At 41.8% G+C, this 17,679-nt stretch carries 14 protein-coding genes and 1 pseudogene; 5 read left to right on the top strand and 10 right to left on the bottom strand.

The window, feature by feature from the left end; all coding sequences use genetic code 11:
- Window positions 1-73 precede the first annotated feature (73 nt).
- Together MCT08_RS15500 and MCT08_RS15495 are read left to right on the top strand one after the other, a co-directional pair.
- The gene (locus MCT08_RS15500; RefSeq protein WP_274678812.1) at window positions 74-1,270 is read left to right on the top strand and encodes an MFS transporter; all 1,197 of its coding nucleotides are present in this window, start codon (window positions 74-76) and stop codon (window positions 1,268-1,270) included.
- Window positions 1,271-1,352: 82 nt separating this feature from the next.
- On the top strand, window positions 1,353-2,045 hold the full coding sequence (locus tag MCT08_RS15495; protein ID WP_274678811.1) for an SDR family oxidoreductase: 693 nt from the start codon (window positions 1,353-1,355) through the stop codon (window positions 2,043-2,045).
- A gap of 216 nt (window positions 2,046-2,261) precedes the next feature.
- Here the strand turns inward: MCT08_RS15495 and MCT08_RS15490 are convergent, their stop codons facing one another.
- Complete coding sequence (locus MCT08_RS15490) at window positions 2,262-3,053, bottom strand: hypothetical protein (RefSeq protein ID WP_274678810.1); 792 nt, start codon at window positions 3,051-3,053, stop codon at window positions 2,262-2,264.
- Window positions 3,054-3,853: 800 nt separating this feature from the next.
- On the opposite strand from MCT08_RS15490, the gene gltS reads away from it, so the two are divergent.
- The gene (gene gltS, locus MCT08_RS15485) at window positions 3,854-5,110 is read left to right on the top strand and encodes a sodium/glutamate symporter (protein WP_274678809.1); all 1,257 of its coding nucleotides are present in this window, start codon (window positions 3,854-3,856) and stop codon (window positions 5,108-5,110) included.
- Window positions 5,111-5,618: 508 nt separating this feature from the next.
- Here the strand turns inward: gltS and MCT08_RS15480 are convergent.
- The 7 genes from MCT08_RS15480 to MCT08_RS15450 all read right to left on the bottom strand — a co-directional run bounded on the left by MCT08_RS15480 (window position 5,619) and on the right by MCT08_RS15450 (window position 13,409).
- Complete coding sequence (locus MCT08_RS15480) at window positions 5,619-6,812, bottom strand: acetate/propionate family kinase (RefSeq protein WP_053310587.1); 1,194 nt, start codon at window positions 6,810-6,812, stop codon at window positions 5,619-5,621.
- Window positions 6,813-7,137: 325 nt separating this feature from the next.
- Window positions 7,138-7,899, bottom strand: a complete 762-nt coding sequence (vctC, locus tag MCT08_RS15475; protein ID WP_168787017.1) for an iron chelate ABC transporter ATP-binding protein VctC — start codon at window positions 7,897-7,899, stop codon at window positions 7,138-7,140.
- Between the two features lie 5 nt (window positions 7,900-7,904).
- Window positions 7,905-8,855: an iron chelate uptake ABC transporter permease subunit VctG gene (gene vctG / locus MCT08_RS15470; protein WP_274675335.1), complete on the bottom strand. Its 951-nt coding sequence runs from the start codon at window positions 8,853-8,855 to the stop codon at window positions 7,905-7,907.
- On the bottom strand, window positions 8,848-9,783 hold the full coding sequence (gene vctD, locus MCT08_RS15465; RefSeq protein WP_274678808.1) for an iron chelate uptake ABC transporter permease subunit VctD: 936 nt from the start codon (window positions 9,781-9,783) through the stop codon (window positions 8,848-8,850). The genes vctG and vctD overlap by 8 nt, the downstream gene beginning before the upstream one ends.
- Before the next feature lie 27 nt (window positions 9,784-9,810).
- Window positions 9,811-10,722, bottom strand: a complete 912-nt coding sequence (locus tag MCT08_RS15460) for a siderophore ABC transporter substrate-binding protein (protein ID WP_274678807.1) — start codon at window positions 10,720-10,722, stop codon at window positions 9,811-9,813.
- 241 nt (window positions 10,723-10,963) lie between these two features.
- Entirely contained in the window at window positions 10,964-12,148 is a 1,185-nt protein-coding gene (locus MCT08_RS15455; protein WP_171981610.1) for a DUF3103 domain-containing protein, read from the bottom strand.
- A gap of 496 nt (window positions 12,149-12,644) precedes the next feature.
- A complete protein-coding gene (locus MCT08_RS15450) occupies window positions 12,645-13,409 on the bottom strand; it encodes a class II glutamine amidotransferase (RefSeq protein WP_053310582.1) in 765 nt (254 codons plus the stop codon).
- Window positions 13,410-14,113: 704 nt separating this feature from the next.
- Between MCT08_RS15450 and MCT08_RS15445 the strand changes: the two are divergent.
- Window positions 14,114-14,590: pseudogene (locus MCT08_RS15445) on the top strand (SGNH/GDSL hydrolase family protein); the annotation flags it as partial.
- A 48-nt stretch (window positions 14,591-14,638) separates the two neighbouring features.
- On the opposite strand, the gene MCT08_RS15440 reads toward MCT08_RS15445, so the two are convergent.
- Complete coding sequence (locus MCT08_RS15440; protein ID WP_141652849.1) at window positions 14,639-15,097, bottom strand: Lrp/AsnC family transcriptional regulator; 459 nt, start codon at window positions 15,095-15,097, stop codon at window positions 14,639-14,641.
- Window positions 15,098-15,246: 149 nt separating this feature from the next.
- On the opposite strand from MCT08_RS15440, the gene MCT08_RS15435 reads away from it, so the two are divergent.
- Window positions 15,247-16,197 (top strand): DMT family transporter, encoded by a 951-nt coding sequence (locus MCT08_RS15435; protein WP_274678806.1) that lies wholly within the window; start codon window positions 15,247-15,249, stop codon window positions 16,195-16,197.
- Here MCT08_RS15435 and yegD read toward each other — a convergent pair.
- Window positions 16,188-17,540 carry a molecular chaperone gene (gene yegD, locus MCT08_RS15430; RefSeq protein WP_274678805.1) on the bottom strand — a complete coding sequence of 451 codons (1,353 nt, stop codon included), beginning with the start codon at window positions 17,538-17,540 and terminating at the stop codon, window positions 16,188-16,190. The genes MCT08_RS15435 and yegD overlap by 10 nt on opposite strands.
- Window positions 17,541-17,679: the final 139 nt, after the last annotated feature.

Raw genomic sequence — 17,679 nt, 5'->3', positions numbered from 1 at the left:
TCACGGCAGCGCGACACGTTGATAAGCACATTCGCTGCTGTGTACTAGAACCTAACAAAAGAGAGTAAATGATATGCCATTAGCACTTCTCGCATTGACGCTCAGCGCCTTTGCTATCGGAACAACGGAGTTTGTGATCGTGGGGTTGCTCCCGACCATGGCTTCGGACCTAAACGTCTCACTGCCATCCGCAGGACTGCTGGTGAGCCTTTATGCACTCGGTGTTGCGATTGGCGCACCTGCTTTAACCGCACTAACGGGTAAGTGGAACCGTAAGCACGTACTCATTACTGTTATGTCACTGTTTGTGATAGGCAACTTATTGGCATGGCAAGCACCTGGTTACAACACCCTTATCGTTGCTCGCATTTTGACTGGTTTAGCCCACGGTGTCTTTTTCTCTATCGGCTCTACGATTGCGACAGGCCTAGTGCCCAAAGAAAAAGCAGCCAGCGCGATTGCGATTATGTTCACAGGCTTAACCGTGGCATTAGTAACAGGTGTACCACTCGGTACTTACATTGGTCAAACCTTTGGTTGGCAATCGACTTTCCTGATTGTTGCGCTGCTGGGATTTATTGCGTTGATTGGTAGTGTTTTCTTAGTGCCAAGCGACTTGAAACAGCCAGCCGCAGCGAAACTGTCATCACAGTTAAAAGTATTAACTCAACCAAGGTTACTACTGGTTTATGCGATTACGGCACTGGGCTACGGTGGCACATTTACCGCTTTCACTTTCCTTGCGCCGATTTTGCAACAAGAAACAGGATTTAGCGCCAATGCAATCAGCCTAATTATGTTGGTATACGGCGTATCAGTGGCGATTGGTAATATTTGGGGCGGAAAGATGGCCGATAAGATAGGACCAATTAAAGCACTAACGATTATTTTTGCGGGACTCGCCACAGTATTAGTTGTATTTAACTTTACTGCCGTTAACCCTATCGCCGCAGTAGCAACCATTTTAGTTTGGGGTGCCTTTGCATTCGGTAATGTTCCTGGCTTGCAAGTTTATGTGGTCAAACTGGCTGAAAAATTCACCCCCGATGCGGTAGATGTTGCCTCTGGTCTAAACATTGCGGCGTTCAACGTGGGCATTGCGCTTGGCTCTTGGGGGGGCGGTATGATTGTGTCAGAAATGGGCCTAATGCATACCCCTTGGATTGGTGCAGTGATAGTACTCGTTGCGCTCGCCCTTACTCGAATAAGTGGACGCCTAGACAAACGAACAGAAAGTCAGTGGGAACAAGAAAGCGTACTTGTAAAGTAAGCATCATAATTTCCATTAGAAACTGGTCAATGCTCCACATTGACCAGTTCTTCTTACTTTGCATCAATTTAGGAACCACACAATGAAAACGGTTTTTATCACTGGAGCTAATCGAGGCTTAGGCCTAGAGCTTGTTAAACAATACGCTCAGCGTGGATGGCATGTGATTGCCTGCTGTCGTGACATTAACACCGCTCACGCATTGACCCTCTTGACACAAACTTATCCAACGATTGGTATTCATACTCTGGACGTTAGTAATGAATCCCACATTCTCGCTTTGACAGAAAAATTTGCAGATACCGCCATTGATGTACTCATCCATAACGCAGGTGTGAGCGGAGATGAATGTGAAAGCTTAGGCAACATGGGGCAAAAAGAATGGATAAATGTGTTAAAGGTCAACACCATTGCACCCATGTTAATCACACAGGCTTTACTTAATAACATTCTTGCTGGCGAAGATAAAACCATCATTGGGATGACCTCAATACTCGCTAGCATTGATGATAACCGCTCTGGTGGTCGATACAGTTATCGCGCATCAAAAGCCGCCCTCAACCAAATAATTAAGTCTTTGGCTTGTGAACTATCCGAAGCGGGTGTGAAGACTATGGCAATTCATCCTGGTTGGGTACAAACCGATATGGGCGGAAAGGATGGCAAGGTAACAGTAGAAGAGAGTGTTAAAGGCATGCTTAATGTTATCGACAATTTAAAACTTAAGCATTCAGGCTCATTTTTTGTCTACGATGGAACTCAATTGCCGTGGTAAGCCTAGTATTTGCGTCAAATTTACCTCCAAAATACCAATTCACAACAGTGGATTAAAAGTTGGTTATAGTGACTTTAGTTGATTATTTTGCAGCCAAGCTTGGCCAATAGTTTGAGTATTGGAATGAACTTAGTTGATCTTACCACTGGTCGATGATTAGGCACCTTGAATGAGGAAACAAAGCCGCAAAAAACACTCAGCCCTTGCTCAGGTCGGTCAAAATTTATACGCCATCTTAATCATCGGACCATAAAACTGATAAGTAACATTTAAGTCGGTGATACTAGTTTGGTAATCAACACCAAGCTCATAGTAGTTAAAGCTCGCCGTAAAATTGAAATGCTCTGTGATTGAATATTTTGCTGCAAATTCAAGCTCATACATCCAACCTTTCAAGTCTTTAAATTCGAGATAAAATGCATGAGCATGACTTTTTAGTAACCATTTAGGGCTAATATGATGCTCAACCAAAAAACCCACGTTGGGTAGTGGTGCCGTCACTTGCTCAAATATGTTTCGGTGCAAGCCATACTCAGTGCGGTTATTATCTATGACGAGCTCGAGATCACCTTCGAAACCAATACCAAGACGAGTAATATGGAAGCCAGTGAGAAAGTGAACATCAAGGTGCTCTGTTTTTATAAAGCGATATCCGTAGCCAAAACGCGCTAAGTCAAGATTAAGTTGGGTTGCGAGAAAAGCGTCCGCACCAACGTGATAAGTATTCCCACCTAGGGTGATTTGAAAGGGCCGACTAACGGATTCTTGTACCCCTTGGCGATGCAAGCGCCGCCAATCTAGGTAAACCTGATGCCTATCAGCAAAACGATACTCTAAGTTGAAATAGGCTAGGTTCTTATCTTCAGGCAGATTTAGTTCTGATTCAAAGTTAAGATCATACTCTTTACCATTAAATGGGTCATATACGCGAATATCGGTGTCAGTTTTGGAGAAAAAGCTACCAATTTCTATCTCTAGACTTTGAGCATGTATGTTAAAACTGGTCATGCATAAAAAGTTTAAAGTGGCAAACTTAGCTAGAGTGGAGGCTAGATGACGAGTATGCATAGAGATATTTTGATGTCCGTAGTAAAAAGCAATTTCACAATAGATTATATTATAAAACCATGGAGTCATGCGAGCCGTTCTGCTTGGGTGCGCTATATAATCCTAGAATAAGTGGTTTAAACACAATAGAGACGAATTGTATTTTTCTCGACACACTAAAAGGAAAACCGCTTAGATTTCAATGTAATCGGCAACAACTTGGCTATCGATAGGACTTCGCTTGTTTTAACCCCAAAAACAAAAAAGCGAGCCACTTGGCTCACTCTTCACTGTCAAATATTGAATCTATCATAACAATTCAACCGACTGCTAGGCAATGACGAATTCTTCGTTAGTGGGTTTTCTATTAGTATCACAAATGCTTTAATGCACCACCTGAAACACGTTTGGACAGAAATCAGTTTCGGAACATTGAACATTAGCAATTCATGAATAAGTAAAAGTATGGAAAGTCGCTTAGCTTGTTGTCCAGTATTGATGGTGCAGATCAGTTTTTGTTCTATGTTTTTGCCAACAAACACCGTACAAACTCCTCATCGCGCCAGTGAAGCTGACTCGACACGCTATTGGCATTTTGTCTGTATCAAAAAGTGTTTAAGATATCCTGTTATTCTGCAATATCAAGCCATTGTTTTTTTTATTGTTACTCCTTTATCCTTTTAGCCATACCATCTAGAATGCAGTAACCCGATTGCACTAACTCAGTAAAATCGACTTTTTTGACAAGGGTAAACTCTCCAATGGAACCAAATATAATTCATGAAGCAGTTAAACAACTGGTCCAAGTGCAAGCCTTTTTGGCTTTTACTTTGGCTATCACTGCTTTATTTATGGGAAAATTCATCATTTCCAAAAGTGCTGTATTACAAAAGTATAGTATTCCAGAGCCGGTCGTTGGCGGCTTTTTCTGCGCCAGTATCGTCGGTATTTTGTATTACGCCTTTAATATCCAAGTTCAATTTGAACTAGACGTGGCCGATATACTATTGCTCTACTTTTTTGCGGGGATTGGCCTAAAAGCCGACTTTGCTACCCTTATCAAGGGGGGAAAACCTTTATTAGTACTATTGCTGCTTGCCGGTTTATACATTTTTTTGCAAAACCTGTTAGGTATCAGTGTTGCCACTCTATTTGGCTTTGACCCCAAGGCCGGTTTAATGTCTGGCTCAATTTCCCTCACAGGGGGAGTCGGCACCGCAATGGCGTGGGGCCCAACCTTTGTCAACGATTTGGGTATTGCCAATGCCTTAGAGCTAGGACTTGCGTCCAATACCTTAGGCTTAATTGCAGCGTGTTCGATTGGTGGCCCCATCGCCGCTTATTTAATGAAACGCCATAAACTAACCGGTAACCATGATAGCGAACTTGATATAGGTACCACTCACCAAGACGGTGAAAAAGGGCTACAAGTTGATTATTTTGGTGTTTTAAGGGCTTGGTTATTCTTAAATTTATCCCTTATCGGAGGGCATTTCATCGATGCCGGCTTAACCGAGCTAGGTTTAAAATTACCCATGTTTGTGGCCTGTTTGTTAGCCGGTATCCTCATCGGTAACAGCTTAAAGATTTACGTATTACGAAAGAACCGTACTAAATTATTAAATAATGTGCGTGATGGTGAAAAAGGCCTGACATTAATTCAAGATATTTGTTTAGGCATGTTCTTAACCATGGCCTTAATGGGCCTAAAGGTATGGGAGCTAGAAGGCAGCTTCTTCTACATCCTCGTCATTATTGGTCTACAAGTATTGATGTCGGTGCTTTACACGATTTTTGTGGTGTTTCGAGCCATGGGTAAAGATTACGAAGCTGCAGTTATTTGTGCCGGCTTTGGGGGGGTGACATTAGGCTCCACGGCAACAGCCATCGTGAACATGACAGCGGTAACCCAACAACACGGCGCCGCCCATCGGGCCTTTATTATTTTGCCGCTGGTCTGTGGTTTCTTCATCGATATCGTAAATGCCTTGTGGATTAACTTTTTTGCCTACTACTAATTATCAGCTAACACACATTTCTCTGATTTAACTTCACGGCCTTGTTCACTGCAAGGCCGTTTCTTTACCGCTCTGCCCCAGCAAGACTAGACACTTCATTAAGCGACATTTTGATTTTCAAAGTTAACAGGGCTTAGATAACCAAGAGCACTCCGGCAGATTCTGAAAAATGCGATTTTCAACCTGCTCATACCCCTAATGAGCATGGTCTTATCCTCTTTCATCGGATTAGATTTTAGTATGGCGAACGCACATTCGCAGCATGTGAATGGGTATTTACTCTAGCGAATAAAGGGGCAAAACCTTGCTAGCAATGATCGCGCTGAGAAATGTCTGGGCATAACCAAGCCAACACTAACTTGGCTAACTAAGGGGCAATTGCAGCAGTCGATGTAGTGAGTAATAGGTGTGTCGCCATTCGCGTGCTTTGCGATGATCTACCCAACATATGAGCACAAAAAAAAAGCGAGCACAAAGCTCGCTTCTATCTGTTTGATTTTAAATGTAATTACAGCAATTCAACCGACTGCTGGGCAATGACGAATTCTTCGTTGGTTGGTACAACAAGCGCTACTGCATTTAGCATGTCTGATTTTGCGATAATACCAGCATTACCAAAGCGAGCTTGCTCATTGCCTTGTTCATCTTCAACAAAACCTAGAATTTTCAGGTTACGCAGAATTTCACGACGAATTGGTAGTGCGTTTTCACCAATGCCGCCAGTGAAAATGATGCCGTCTAATGAATCTAAAGCGGCTAGGTAAGAAGCTATGTATTTTGCAACGCGATAAGTAAAGACTTGGAATGCTAAAGTTGCGCCTTCATGACCTTCTTCCATCGCTTCTAAAATACCACGAGCATCACTGGTTAAACCTGATACACCAAGGAAACCAGACGCTTTATTGAGTGAGTTGAATACTTGCTCTTGCGACCAACCTTTCTTCAATAGAAACTCGATAATCCCTGGGTCAAGGTCACCACAACGTGTACCCATCATCAAACCTGAAAGTGGTGTGAAACCCATGCTTGTATCAACACTTTGCCCGTCTTTAATCGCGCACACAGAAGCACCGTTGCCAAGGTGTACAGAGATAAAACTACTTTCATCGATTGGCTTGTTGATCATTTTGGCAGCCTCGCGGCTCACATAGTAATGACTTGTACCATGGAAACCATATCGACGAATGCCAAATTCAGTGTACAACTCTTTCGCGATTGCGCCGGTATACGCTTTTGCAGGCATGGTTTGGTGGAAAGCCGTGTCAAAAACCGCGAATTGTGGCAGTTCTGGGAATGCAGCCATTGCTGCGCGCATACCGATAGCATGTGCTTTGTTGTGTAGTGGCGCAAGATCGCTCAATGCTTCCACTTCTTGCACAATTTTATCGTCTAACTTAACGGTTTTAGTGAACTTCTCACCGCCATGTACCACTCGGTGCCCAACAGCAACCACATCATCAATCAGACCGTAGGTTTTCACTAACTCAACTAATTTTGCGACAGCCAATTGGTGATGGTTCTCTTCACCTTTAATCGCAAAATCTGCTTTTTCGCCATTAAACTTCCAGCTCATTCGAGCATCTTCCAGCCCAAAACACTCACCTAGACCACTAAGTACGGCGTCGCCCGTATTTGAATCAATTACAGCAAACTTCAGTGAAGAGCTGCCAGAGTTAATAACCAGAACATACGAATTAGACATGGGGGTAAGATTCCTGTGTGAGACCAACTTTCAAGCTTTATCGCTTGTTTAGATATAAGGACCATTATTCAATAATTTTTGAATCTTTCAACTTTGTTTTAGTTTTTTATCCAAACCAAACGATTTTTTCTTGATCTAACGCAAACTATTATTTTTTTCGAACTGAGAAATATATCGTTTTGTATCGACACAAGTGCTTATTGAAGCAAACGTTTACATCCTTACCATTCTTGGCACCATTGAATATCATAGCCGACGAACTCGAATGATTAAGATCGATATGCATCTACTGACTTAACTTGTATGAATGTATATTAGAAGTGGGTTAATTATTGTGATACAAACAAATACGTTTACCTTCGATCTCTAATACGTTAAATGGCGTTTCATAGATATCGCTAAGTACCGAAGATTCAATCACCTCTTCGACGGCTCCCGTCGCAACCACTTTACCTTTTTTAAGCGCTATGATGCGGTCAGAATAACAAGAAGCAAAGTTAATATCGTGGATAACAACAACCACGGCTTTGTTTAGATCATGAGCTAAACGCTGGATAGTCGCCATGATTTGCAGGGAATGTTTGATATCGAGATTATTTAGGGGTTCATCAAGAAATACATAATCGGTATCTTGCGCGATAACCATCGCAATAAACGCTAACTGGCGCTGACCACCACTTAATTCATCTAAATATTTATCTTGAATGGCTTTCAGATCGAGATAATCGATAGATTGTTCAATGACGGCATGATCATCTGCGGTAAGTTTACCTTGTGAATAAGGAAAACGGCCGAACGCAACAAGCTCCTTAACCGTAAAACGCATCGTCAATGTATTAGCCTGACGCAGTACCGAAAGTTTTTTCGCGAGGGCTTTAGTATCCCACTCCACTAATTCTTGGTTTTCAATCCAAACTTTACCACTGTCGCGGCTAACTAATCGGCTTGCCATAGATAGTAAGGTACTTTTACCTGCACCATTTGGGCCGATAATTGAAGTCACTTTACCTTTTTCGAACTGAGCGCTGGCTTTGTCGACTACTGCTTGTTGACCAAACACTTTGGTCAATTTATCTAATTGGATCATAAAAATTAAACCACTTTATTGCGTAAAAGGAGTGAGAGAAAGTAAATGCCACCAATGAAGTTGATCACCACACTCAGCGTGGTTTCAAATTGGAACACTTTTTCTACCACCCACTGCCCAGATAGCAGTGCACACACCGATATCGCGGAGCAACCAATCAACAACGTCTGGTGTTGATATGAACGAAACCATTCTCGGGTTAAGTTGGTCACTAGCAAGCCAAAGAACATCACAGGCCCCACTAATGCCGTCGAAATTGCAATTAGAATCGCACTAAGCATCAAGACGTTACGTGTAACCAACCGTACGTCGACCCCCAAACTGACCGCGTTATCGTTGTCTAACCAGAACACGTCAAGTAAACGGTGCATTTGAAACAATCCGAAACAAACCAGTAATAACAAGGGTGTCACCCAATAAACTAATTCCACTTTAACGTTATTAAAACTAGCGAACATATTGGCTTGAACTGATGAAAAGTCGTTCGGATCCATCAGCATGATGAAAAACGAGGATATATTGGAAAATAATTGCCCCAATATGACACCCAAGAGTAGTAGCGCCATCAGGTTGCTTTGCTGCCTACGAAAATAGAATGCAAACAATAAGCTCGAAAAAGCCAACATAACAGCAACAGAAAGTGAAAAGTTCACATATGGATTCAGAGCGTAGCTACTTAACCCGCCAAACAGCACCACAACCATGACCTGAACAAACATATACAGCGAATCAAACCCCATGATGCTAGGTGTTAAAATTCGATTATGAGTAATGGTTTGAAATGCCAGAGAAGATTGTGCGATCGCAATTCCCGCTAATACTATTGCTAAGACTTTAGGTACCCGACGAGATAAAAAGTACTGATAATTATCAAGATTGAGGCCAATACCAATAAATAACCCAGCAAATATTAACGAAAGCAAAACTAGCAACAAAAGCTTTGTATTATCACGCATGGCTGCGACCTCGTAAAATCAGCAACACAAATGCGCCACCACCAAGAATGCTTATAATCATCGAAATAGGGACTTCATAAGGAAAAATAATCAGCCGACTAGCTAAATCACACAGCAACACTAGCAGCGCACCAAACATCGCGGTACACGGAATGTTTTTGCGCAAATTATCACCGTAATAATGACTGACTAAGTTCGGTACAATCAGCCCCAAAAAAGGCAACTGTCCGATGATCATCACTACTGTGGCTGACATTACAGAAACTAGGCATACACCAATGACAAGTACTTGCTGATAGTTAAGTCCTAAGTTCATTGCAAAATCTTTACCCATACCCACAGCGGAAATTCGCGCTGCATACAAGTAACTGAACAAAGCAATAGGAAGTGCGATATACAGAAGCTCGAAATCCCCTTTCAATAAATTAGCAAAGTTTGCAACCGCCCAACCAGACAAGTTCTGTACGGCATCGTATTTATAAGCAATAAACGAAGCGACAGAGTCGATAACATTACCAAAGATAATGCCGATCAAAGGGACAAAAATGGCATTCTTGAACTGAATACGCTGGATAAGCTGCACAAACACTAAAGTGCCAGCAATCGCGACTGAAAATATAAGCCACAAATTATCACCATGCCCAAAAAACACTAGGCTCAGTACATAACCAAGCATTGCACATTCAATGGTGCCGGAAGTGGAAGGAGCAGCAAATCGATTTTGACTAATTTGCTGCATAATAAGCCCGGCGATACTTAGCCCGGCACCTGCCAGTACCACAGCTAATAAACGAGGCAAGCGACTGGTAAACAATAACTGCCACGCACTAGCATCACCATGGAATAACGCTGTCAACGATAAATTGCCTACCCCCACAAACAGTGAAGATAGAGCAATTACCAATAAAACAAGCAATAACTTTTTCAAAGCTAACCTCAGCTTGTTTGTGGGAACTTATTGAATACCAACTGAATTTTTAACGTCTTGGATCATCTGCTCTGTTGCTGTTACGCCAGAAATAGAAAGATACCAAGCGTTAAGGTCTAGGAAGGCCATATGTTTATTTTGATAAGCTTGCGTTGCTTTGATCAAATCATTCTCGAACTCTTGACGAGTATTGCTTTGTCCTTTATTGACCAATCTATCGCGGTCAATGATCAATAATGTTTTTGGATCATGCTCGCGAATAAATTCGTAGGAGATAAGGTCACCATGTCGTGTCGCCTTAATACTCTCCACTGTCGGTTGAAAACCAAAATCTTTGTATATGGCAGAAAAACGTGATTCAGGACCAAAAGTAGTAATATTGCCACCAGAGCTCATCACTGTGAGAGCATCTATATGACTGGTTTGGTTGAAGTGGCGAATCGTTTGAAACTGTTTATCCAAAGCAGCAATTTTTGCTTCTACTTTGTCTTCAATCGCAAAGACTTTACCCAAATTGCGCCACTGCTCTTGAGTGCTCTGCCAGTAGCCTTTACTCGCGTCAGCAGCAAACACAAAGGTTGGAGCAATTTTTGATAGCTCGTCATAACTGGTTGCCGCTCGTGAACCTATCACAATAACGTCCGGCTTTTGCATGTAAATAGCTTCAAAATCGGGTTCAAATAACGAACCAGCTGAAACGTATTGTTTGGTTTTATATTTGTCCAAATAGCTTGGTAATTGGGCGACTTTCGAAACGGCAACAGGCTCCACACCAAAGCTATCTAGTGCATCAAGCGCACCCAAACCAATGACAACAACACGTTGCGGTTTTTGCTCTAATGTAGTGGTACCGAGTTCATGCTCCACTGAAACAGTGTTTGCGTGCAAAGAAAAAGAGGCAAACAACCCTACCGTCACCAAACTAATAAGCGATTTCATACAGATTTCCATTTGAAGTTAATTGCGACAGATTTTGATAATCATTCGCATTAGATTTGGAGGTAATATAATTGCAGACATCGCTAAGAGCAACCGTCTTTACCTGAAAAACTGACGATAAGATGATGAAATAGGCAGAGTGTCGAAAAAACTAACAACAACAAAACGTTAGCGCTATATAAATGATAACCACCTACTGAAGTAGGTGGTTTGGTGAGGCTGAAAACAAAGAAAAGAGTCGTTAAGGGCGGGTCGGATTAATCGTTAGTGGTTCAAATGTTGCCACTGCATTACCACTTGCTCCAGGATGATCAATGTAAGATGTGTCTTGCATAATCGTATAAAAAACATCTACGTAATCATCGTCATTAGTGAGCAAACCGTCTGGGATTGCATCAATAATCTTCCCGGTAATCTGTGGGATAATCGCATAAGCTTGTACTTCTGGATCTGGGATAAGCTTCATAACTTCTTCAGCTACTTTGACCAATAACTTACCCAATTCCTTATAATCAGTACCATCATCTTGCTCCATTAGAATGAGATCAGCCGCTCCCCAACGGTAACGAGACCATTGGATCATCACTTGGTTTGGAAAATAGTCTTGCTTGTCGTAGTCCAAATAAGGCATTTCAACTAAATCAATAGTCGGTTCATCACGGCTGGGGTTCACTCCGGTCACAATGGCGTAGATTTCAGCTCTGCCAGAAATCCACGGTTCTTTATCATCCGCTAATTGAATTTTCTTTAGTACTGTCGTGGAGATTGGATCAACACTGCTAACTTCAGTGCTGCGTGCCATTGAAACTGCTTCAACTTGACCACTTTCCGTCGTCGTCAGCATGGTAGGTTGACCAAGTTTATTCATTTCAACGCGCATCGCTTGTAAACCAGCACGCAGTTCCACTTCACTATTGCTATCAACAACAAAAACAGGCACATCTGGCATCTGGTACACATCAAGTTGATGAACCTGCCCGTACACATCAAAAGCTTCAATATATTGCCATGATGCATCATTTCCTTTCGGCTCGAATGCAAATAGTGGGCTCTGCCCTTCCTGCCATTCTTTAACCATGGATGCATCAGCAATACGAAGTTGTAGCAGCTGTTGAGTAAACTCCTCAATCCCTTTCATCGAGCGAATTTGGGCATCAACCGCAACCATTTGCTGGCTAAAGTCAGAATCAGGCTGTTTTTCTTTCAAAGTGGAAACCGAAATGGATAAGTTTTGAGCACTAATTTGCGTTTTAAGCGTCGCTTCAAACTCGCTATAACTTTCACTTAACTTCAGCGCCAATTCGCGTTTTTGCTGTGTGATGGCATCAGCATTAAATTGTGCCGAGTTAGTCGTACTCGTCTCTTCAGATTGGCAGCCAACCAGCGTTACCACAAGTAGTAATGAAACGGGTGTTATATATTTCATAATGAACCCTTTATATTCTCGTTATTATTCCCTTGCCAGCTGAAATAGACACATCAATTTGCAAGGGGTTATTAGTATTAGAGCCACACATATAGAGTAAATGCTCCACAAGAATACAGTATCACCGAACGCTATTCTTTCAATATAAAAATATAATGATATTTTATATTTCGCCCACAAGATCAAATTAAGCTTTAGCAAACATTAAATTAACAAGTGTTAATGTAGCGCCATTTTTCTTCTAATCAGTTGATTTAGTAGGAATATACCATTCCTAGCGGTGTTGGCTACGTTTGCTCACCCCAATCACATAGTTTATCTATGCTCATGGGGATTCACTCACTTGCCACCTACCTGCAACTCCAAATAGTTTGGATATAGATCAAAACATTTTTTGTTGTTATTTTAATGGAGTTATATAGATAACACATTGATAAATATTCAAAAGTAATTTTTCCTAATAAAAGAGCAAACGATAAACCAATTAATAATAATGTTAATCAATAATTGGATAGGCAATACACTCAGATAACACAACGTGAGTAATGGTCTGTGGATCAATCATTTTCCAGCCATTATGGCTGTCCAAAGGTTCGGATGCTAATACGATGTCATCCCCTTCGACCTTACTAAATATAGTGGGTGGCACACCATCCGAACTATAACGAACTAACCAAAATTCACGTCCATCAGAGATACAAATAGAGGCTTTAAATGGCAGTTCAATTTCCTTTTCCACCATTAAATTTTCAATTTCACTGATCGTAGAACGAATCGCTTTGATCGGATCAATAAACAAGCCATTGTTAACCATAAGTAGGAAAATTAGCTCACTGTCTGTGGTCCCCATACGCTTTATATAAAGTGCTTCTGGCAGCTTTCTCTCTAGGGCAAATTTCACTTTCTCAAACTCACCGATTTGCCCATTATGCAAAAACATCCAATTATCTAAAATGAAGGGGTGGCAATTTGAACGCGACACTTGTGTCCCTGTGGAAGAACGTACATGTGCCATAAATCGATGAGAGCAGATATGATGAGCAAGAGAGCGTAAATTTTCATCGCCCCATGCCGGTAAGACTTCGTGAAACTGTCCGGGGGTACTTCTCTCGGTATACCAACCTAATCCAAAACCATCAGCATTAACTCGAGTCACGGCTTTACGTGCTTCTAAACTTTGATGAACTAATGAATGTTCCGGTTGATAAACCAGTTGGTCAAGATAAATGGGACTTCCTTGGTAAGCGAGCCAGCGGCACATAGTGGGAATATTCCTAACTAGATAACAGTATCTTCAATAAAGCATGTTTATGCTCCTCTCGCAAGGTGTCAAAAGTGTCATTATTTCCTTTATCAATAAAAATACCGTTTAAAGATGTAACTCAAAAATAGGCAATATTTTTATTTATATGAATGAGAGAAAAGTAAAGACCTAATTTAGTTCATACTACTTTATATAAAGTGAACCAAGATCATACTTACCTCATCATCATATTACTCAAATCAACAAAGTAACGTGATGTTGACTGAGTACATTATCACTAATTTCAGCTAGGGTTAGTGGCTCGACATCATTCTGCAACCAATAGCTAGCATTTAATTAATTTATTTGGCTGTCACCCTGAATCTCACTGAATATTTCAATGGCCAAACCATGAGGCTGATTGAGCTAAGCCATTGCGATGTTCCATACCAAACCTGACATAATGGAGATAAAGCACTTTTAATTATTATCTGGTGAAAATCTAAAAAATTACTTAGGTATTCCATCATTTATTAATCGTCTAAAATGAAGAAAATTTCCATATATAAATTGGCACATAGATCAATAGTGCTTTTGATAAAAATTAGAATGTATTAAGTATTAATGTTTATTAACTAATTTAGGCACTAATCAACAACAATGCCTAAGGTTTATTTAATAATTCCGAAATTTAAATAATCATCTAATCAACATTTCCCCATGAAGTAAAAGCCGATTTTAGTAGCGCGATGATAAGACTAGTCGATTCTGGGGCGAAAAATATCATTTTATTTACATTACCCGATGCAACCAGAGCACCTCAATTCAAATACTCTACTGCGGAAGAAATGGCTAAAGTCAGCTCGAAAATTAAATCTTTCAACATATTCATCAAAGAGCAAGCGCTTTATTATCAAATGCAAGGGATCAATATCGCGTTGTTTGATGCATATACTCTGTTTGAAAACCTAGCATCAAATCCTCAACATTATGGCTTTGAAAATTCATCCGATGCTTGTTTAGATATTAATCGTAGTTCTGCAAAAGATTATCTCTATAGCCATAGCCTGACCAATGACTGTGCATATCATGGTTCGGATAAATATGTGTTCTGGGGAGTCACTCACCCAACCACAGCTACACATAAGTTCATTGCTGATCAAATAATCAAGACATCACTTAAGCAATTTAATTTTTGACAATAATCACTGACTGAAAATACATCCACAGCCGCTCGCAGTATCAGCCTATACAATCCATATAGGCATAGCGCTAGCGGCTTTTACTTGTCGAATTGCCAAATGAGTGTGGATATCTTTGACGTTTTCCAGACGTTGTAATTTACGAGTAAAACTCTCGTAGCCTATCAAATCTCGACTCACCACTTCCAGAAGGTAATCGTACGCACCCGATACCACATGGCAGCTAATCACTTCCTCCATATCAAGCACAGCAGATTCGAAATCCTCAATCGAGCTAGCTTGGTGGTTGCTAAGGCTGACTTCAACAAACACCGTCATACCGACCCCAATAGCTTGGCGATTTAAGCTCGCTTGATAACCATCAATCACCCCACTTTCTTCTAAACGTTTCAACCTCCTAGCACAAGGAGAAGGCGACAAACCTACCTTATCTGCCAACTCGGCCGTTGTTAGGCGGCCGTCTTGTTGTAACAAGTCCAACATTCGACGATCTATCTTATCCACTTTGTAATCCTTGATAAATTCCACCCCAAAACCTCTAATTTTTAACTGATTTTGGCAAAAATAATGATAATCAAGCGCTAATTTGCCAGATAAAAGCGTGCAGATCGATAGATAATTGTTAAACATCCTAACTGAATGTTAATACCATTATGATCTCTGGCTATCTGGCAATAATTACAACCCTTTTACTATGGTCTGGTTTTTTTCTCTCTCTGAAAGGCGGCGCAATCAGTAATCTGACGCCAGCAGATATAGCCCTTACACGTTTTCTTTTGCCTGCCATTGTTCTATTTCCATTGCTATGGAAAGCAAGAAAAAATGTGCAAGCTGTCTCTAATCGTTATTTACTGGGTATGTTTTTAGGTTGTGGCTTACCGTATTTGTTAGTGGCAAGTAACGCGATGCACTACGTGCCTGTTGCTGACGGAAGTGCACTCGTGCCGGGCGTGCTGCCTTTATTTGTCTCTGGCATTGCGGTTATGCTGTTTAAGCAGCCGTTAAGCATTCACAGAATCATTGGACTGGTTCTGGTCATGATGGGTGTGGCCCTTTTTCTGTATTCAGGTATGACTGATTTTGCATCAAACCGTCTTGCAGGCCATATGTTGTTTCTAATGGGCAGCTTGATGTGGGCTATTTTTACCATTTGCGCGCGAGTGGCAAATTTGCATGCTTTAGTCAGCGCTGGGTTTATTTCCTTATTATCAGTAATTGCACTCGTACTGCTAATATCGATTGGGGTGCTAGACAGCTACTTAGCCGTCACACCTTTGATTGATTGGCCGTGGAAGACAGTGATTGGGCATATGCTGTTGCAAGGCGTCGGAGCAGGTTTAATTGCAGCATTCACCTACTTATATGCAGTATCCACATTAGGTGCAGAACACTCGGCCGCTATTGGGTCAGCAACACCGGCCGTGGCAGCACTGTTAGCAATTCCTATTTTCGGAGAAATACCCTCCACTTTCACTTGGGGAGCTCTCAGCTTTATCTGCATTGGTAGCTTAGTGGCCAGTAATGTGCTGATGAAACACGATACGTCACTCAGCTATCAACCGCCAACGCATCAAAAACCAAGGGCACAACCCTATCAGCGATAACAGATTTCAGCCCAGCGAGCTAAGCCCGCAGTTACTGAGCCAAAATAGTTGCCGCTTACCACTGGCACATGTGGCAGTTGCTGTTCAACAGCTTGGCGCAATATAGGGGAACGCGCCGAACCGCCCGTCATGAAAATGACATCGGGTTTTACCCCGCCTTGCTCGACAGCTTCTTTCACTAGATCGACCATTTTTGATTTTGGTGATTCAATCGCTTCAATCATCTGTTCACGTTTAATGTCAACTTCAACCTGTTCAGACAAAAGGTTGAGCATCACCTGACATTGAGGAAGGTCCGATAGCGCGATCTTCGCTTCTTCAGCTCGGCGCACAATGTGATAGCCCAACGTTTCGAAATAAACGTTAAGTAGTCTTGCCAATTTGTCTGGTTGCTGCGCCTCTTTATGCAATAACTTAAGTGCCGTTAGGTTTTGTTGAGAATAAAAATCACGTTGCGCTTCAACATTGTTGATCGCAATCGGGTTCCAAAACTGAGTCAACGGCATATCAATTCCTGATAGTGCTTTACTACCCAAGCCAAACGGTGTCATTAACTGTTTAAACGCAAGGTAGATATCCAGATCGTTCCCGCCAACTCGTTGCCCACTATGAGCCAACAAACTGGCGCTGCGGTCATCGCGACCTCGCCAACTTGGCCCCATTTCGATCAATGAGCAGTCTGTGGTACCACCACCAATATCCACCACTAACACGGTTTTGTCTTGTTCAAGAGTCGCTTCATACTCCAAACCCGCGGCAACCGGTTCAAACTGAAAACTGACTTGCTTAAAACCAGCACGTTTGGCGGCTCTTGCCAAAATAGCTTCAGCCTGACGGTTGGCATCTTCACCACCTCGGCCATGAAAGTTAATCGGGCGACCAATAACCGTGTCTTGAATGCTCTGCTTTAAGTTCAGCTCTGCTTGTTGTTTGATGTTAACCATCATGGCGCAGACTAAATCTTCAAAAAAGCTGATTTGAATATCGTGCAAACCCGATGCGCCTAAAAACGATTTCGGAGATTTCACATAGTAGATGTCTCTTGGATCTTGTAAATAGAGATCCAGTGCAGCTTGTCCAAACGCGATATCTTGTACAGCAAGGTCGATGCTCTCTTCACGGTTGAAGTTGATCGCTCTTCTTAATACCTGTTCGCCAATTTTGTCGCTCGGTTTGATGTTATGGTGGCGAAATAAATGCTCAGAGACAGATTCACGCGTCGGAGCACAAATAGTCGAAGGAATGTAGTAGCTCTCTCCCTCTATCGGCAGCAATGTGGGCTGCCCATTTTGCATCATCGCCACAGAACAGTTTGCCGTACCGTAATCAAAACCAATAAACATTATTGCTTCCTAGCATCGAAAAAAGGTCGGCAATCCTACCTTATACGTATTGTGAATACTAGGTCGTGTTAACCTTTCACAGGTAAACAATCCATACAAGATGATATACAATCCAAGCTTCCCAAATAACTAGGCTTAA

It is taken from the genome of Vibrio aestuarianus (assembly GCF_028858425.1).
GTDB classification, from domain to species: Bacteria; Pseudomonadota; Gammaproteobacteria; order Enterobacterales; family Vibrionaceae; genus Vibrio; species Vibrio aestuarianus.
This window is presented reverse-complemented; position numbering and strand designations above follow the sequence as displayed.

Excerpts from the sequence above, each read along its gene's own strand:
- yegD (WP_274678805.1), bottom strand. The coding sequence starts at position 17,540 with ATGTTTATTGGTTTTGATTACGGTACGGCAAACTGTTCTGTGGCGATG.
- vctC (WP_168787017.1), bottom strand. The coding sequence starts at position 7,899 with ATGATCCAATTAGATAAATTGACCAAAGTGTTTGGTCAACAAGCAGTA.
- gltS (WP_274678809.1), top strand. The coding sequence starts at position 3,854 with ATGGAACCAAATATAATTCATGAAGCAGTTAAACAACTGGTCCAAGTG.
- MCT08_RS15460 (WP_274678807.1), bottom strand. The coding sequence starts at position 10,722 with ATGAAATCGCTTATTAGTTTGGTGACGGTAGGGTTGTTTGCCTCTTTT.
- MCT08_RS15450 (WP_053310582.1), bottom strand. The coding sequence starts at position 13,409 with ATGTGCCGCTGGCTCGCTTACCAAGGAAGTCCCATTTATCTTGACCAA.
- MCT08_RS15480 (WP_053310587.1), bottom strand. The coding sequence starts at position 6,812 with ATGTCTAATTCGTATGTTCTGGTTATTAACTCTGGCAGCTCTTCACTG.
- MCT08_RS15495 (WP_274678811.1), top strand. The coding sequence starts at position 1,353 with ATGAAAACGGTTTTTATCACTGGAGCTAATCGAGGCTTAGGCCTAGAG.
- MCT08_RS15435 (WP_274678806.1), top strand. The coding sequence starts at position 15,247 with ATGATCTCTGGCTATCTGGCAATAATTACAACCCTTTTACTATGGTCT.
- MCT08_RS15490 (WP_274678810.1), bottom strand. The coding sequence starts at position 3,053 with ATGACCAGTTTTAACATACATGCTCAAAGTCTAGAGATAGAAATTGGT.
- MCT08_RS15500 (WP_274678812.1), top strand. The coding sequence starts at position 74 with ATGCCATTAGCACTTCTCGCATTGACGCTCAGCGCCTTTGCTATCGGA.
- MCT08_RS15455 (WP_171981610.1), bottom strand. The coding sequence starts at position 12,148 with ATGAAATATATAACACCCGTTTCATTACTACTTGTGGTAACGCTGGTT.
- vctG (WP_274675335.1), bottom strand. The coding sequence starts at position 8,855 with ATGCGTGATAATACAAAGCTTTTGTTGCTAGTTTTGCTTTCGTTAATA.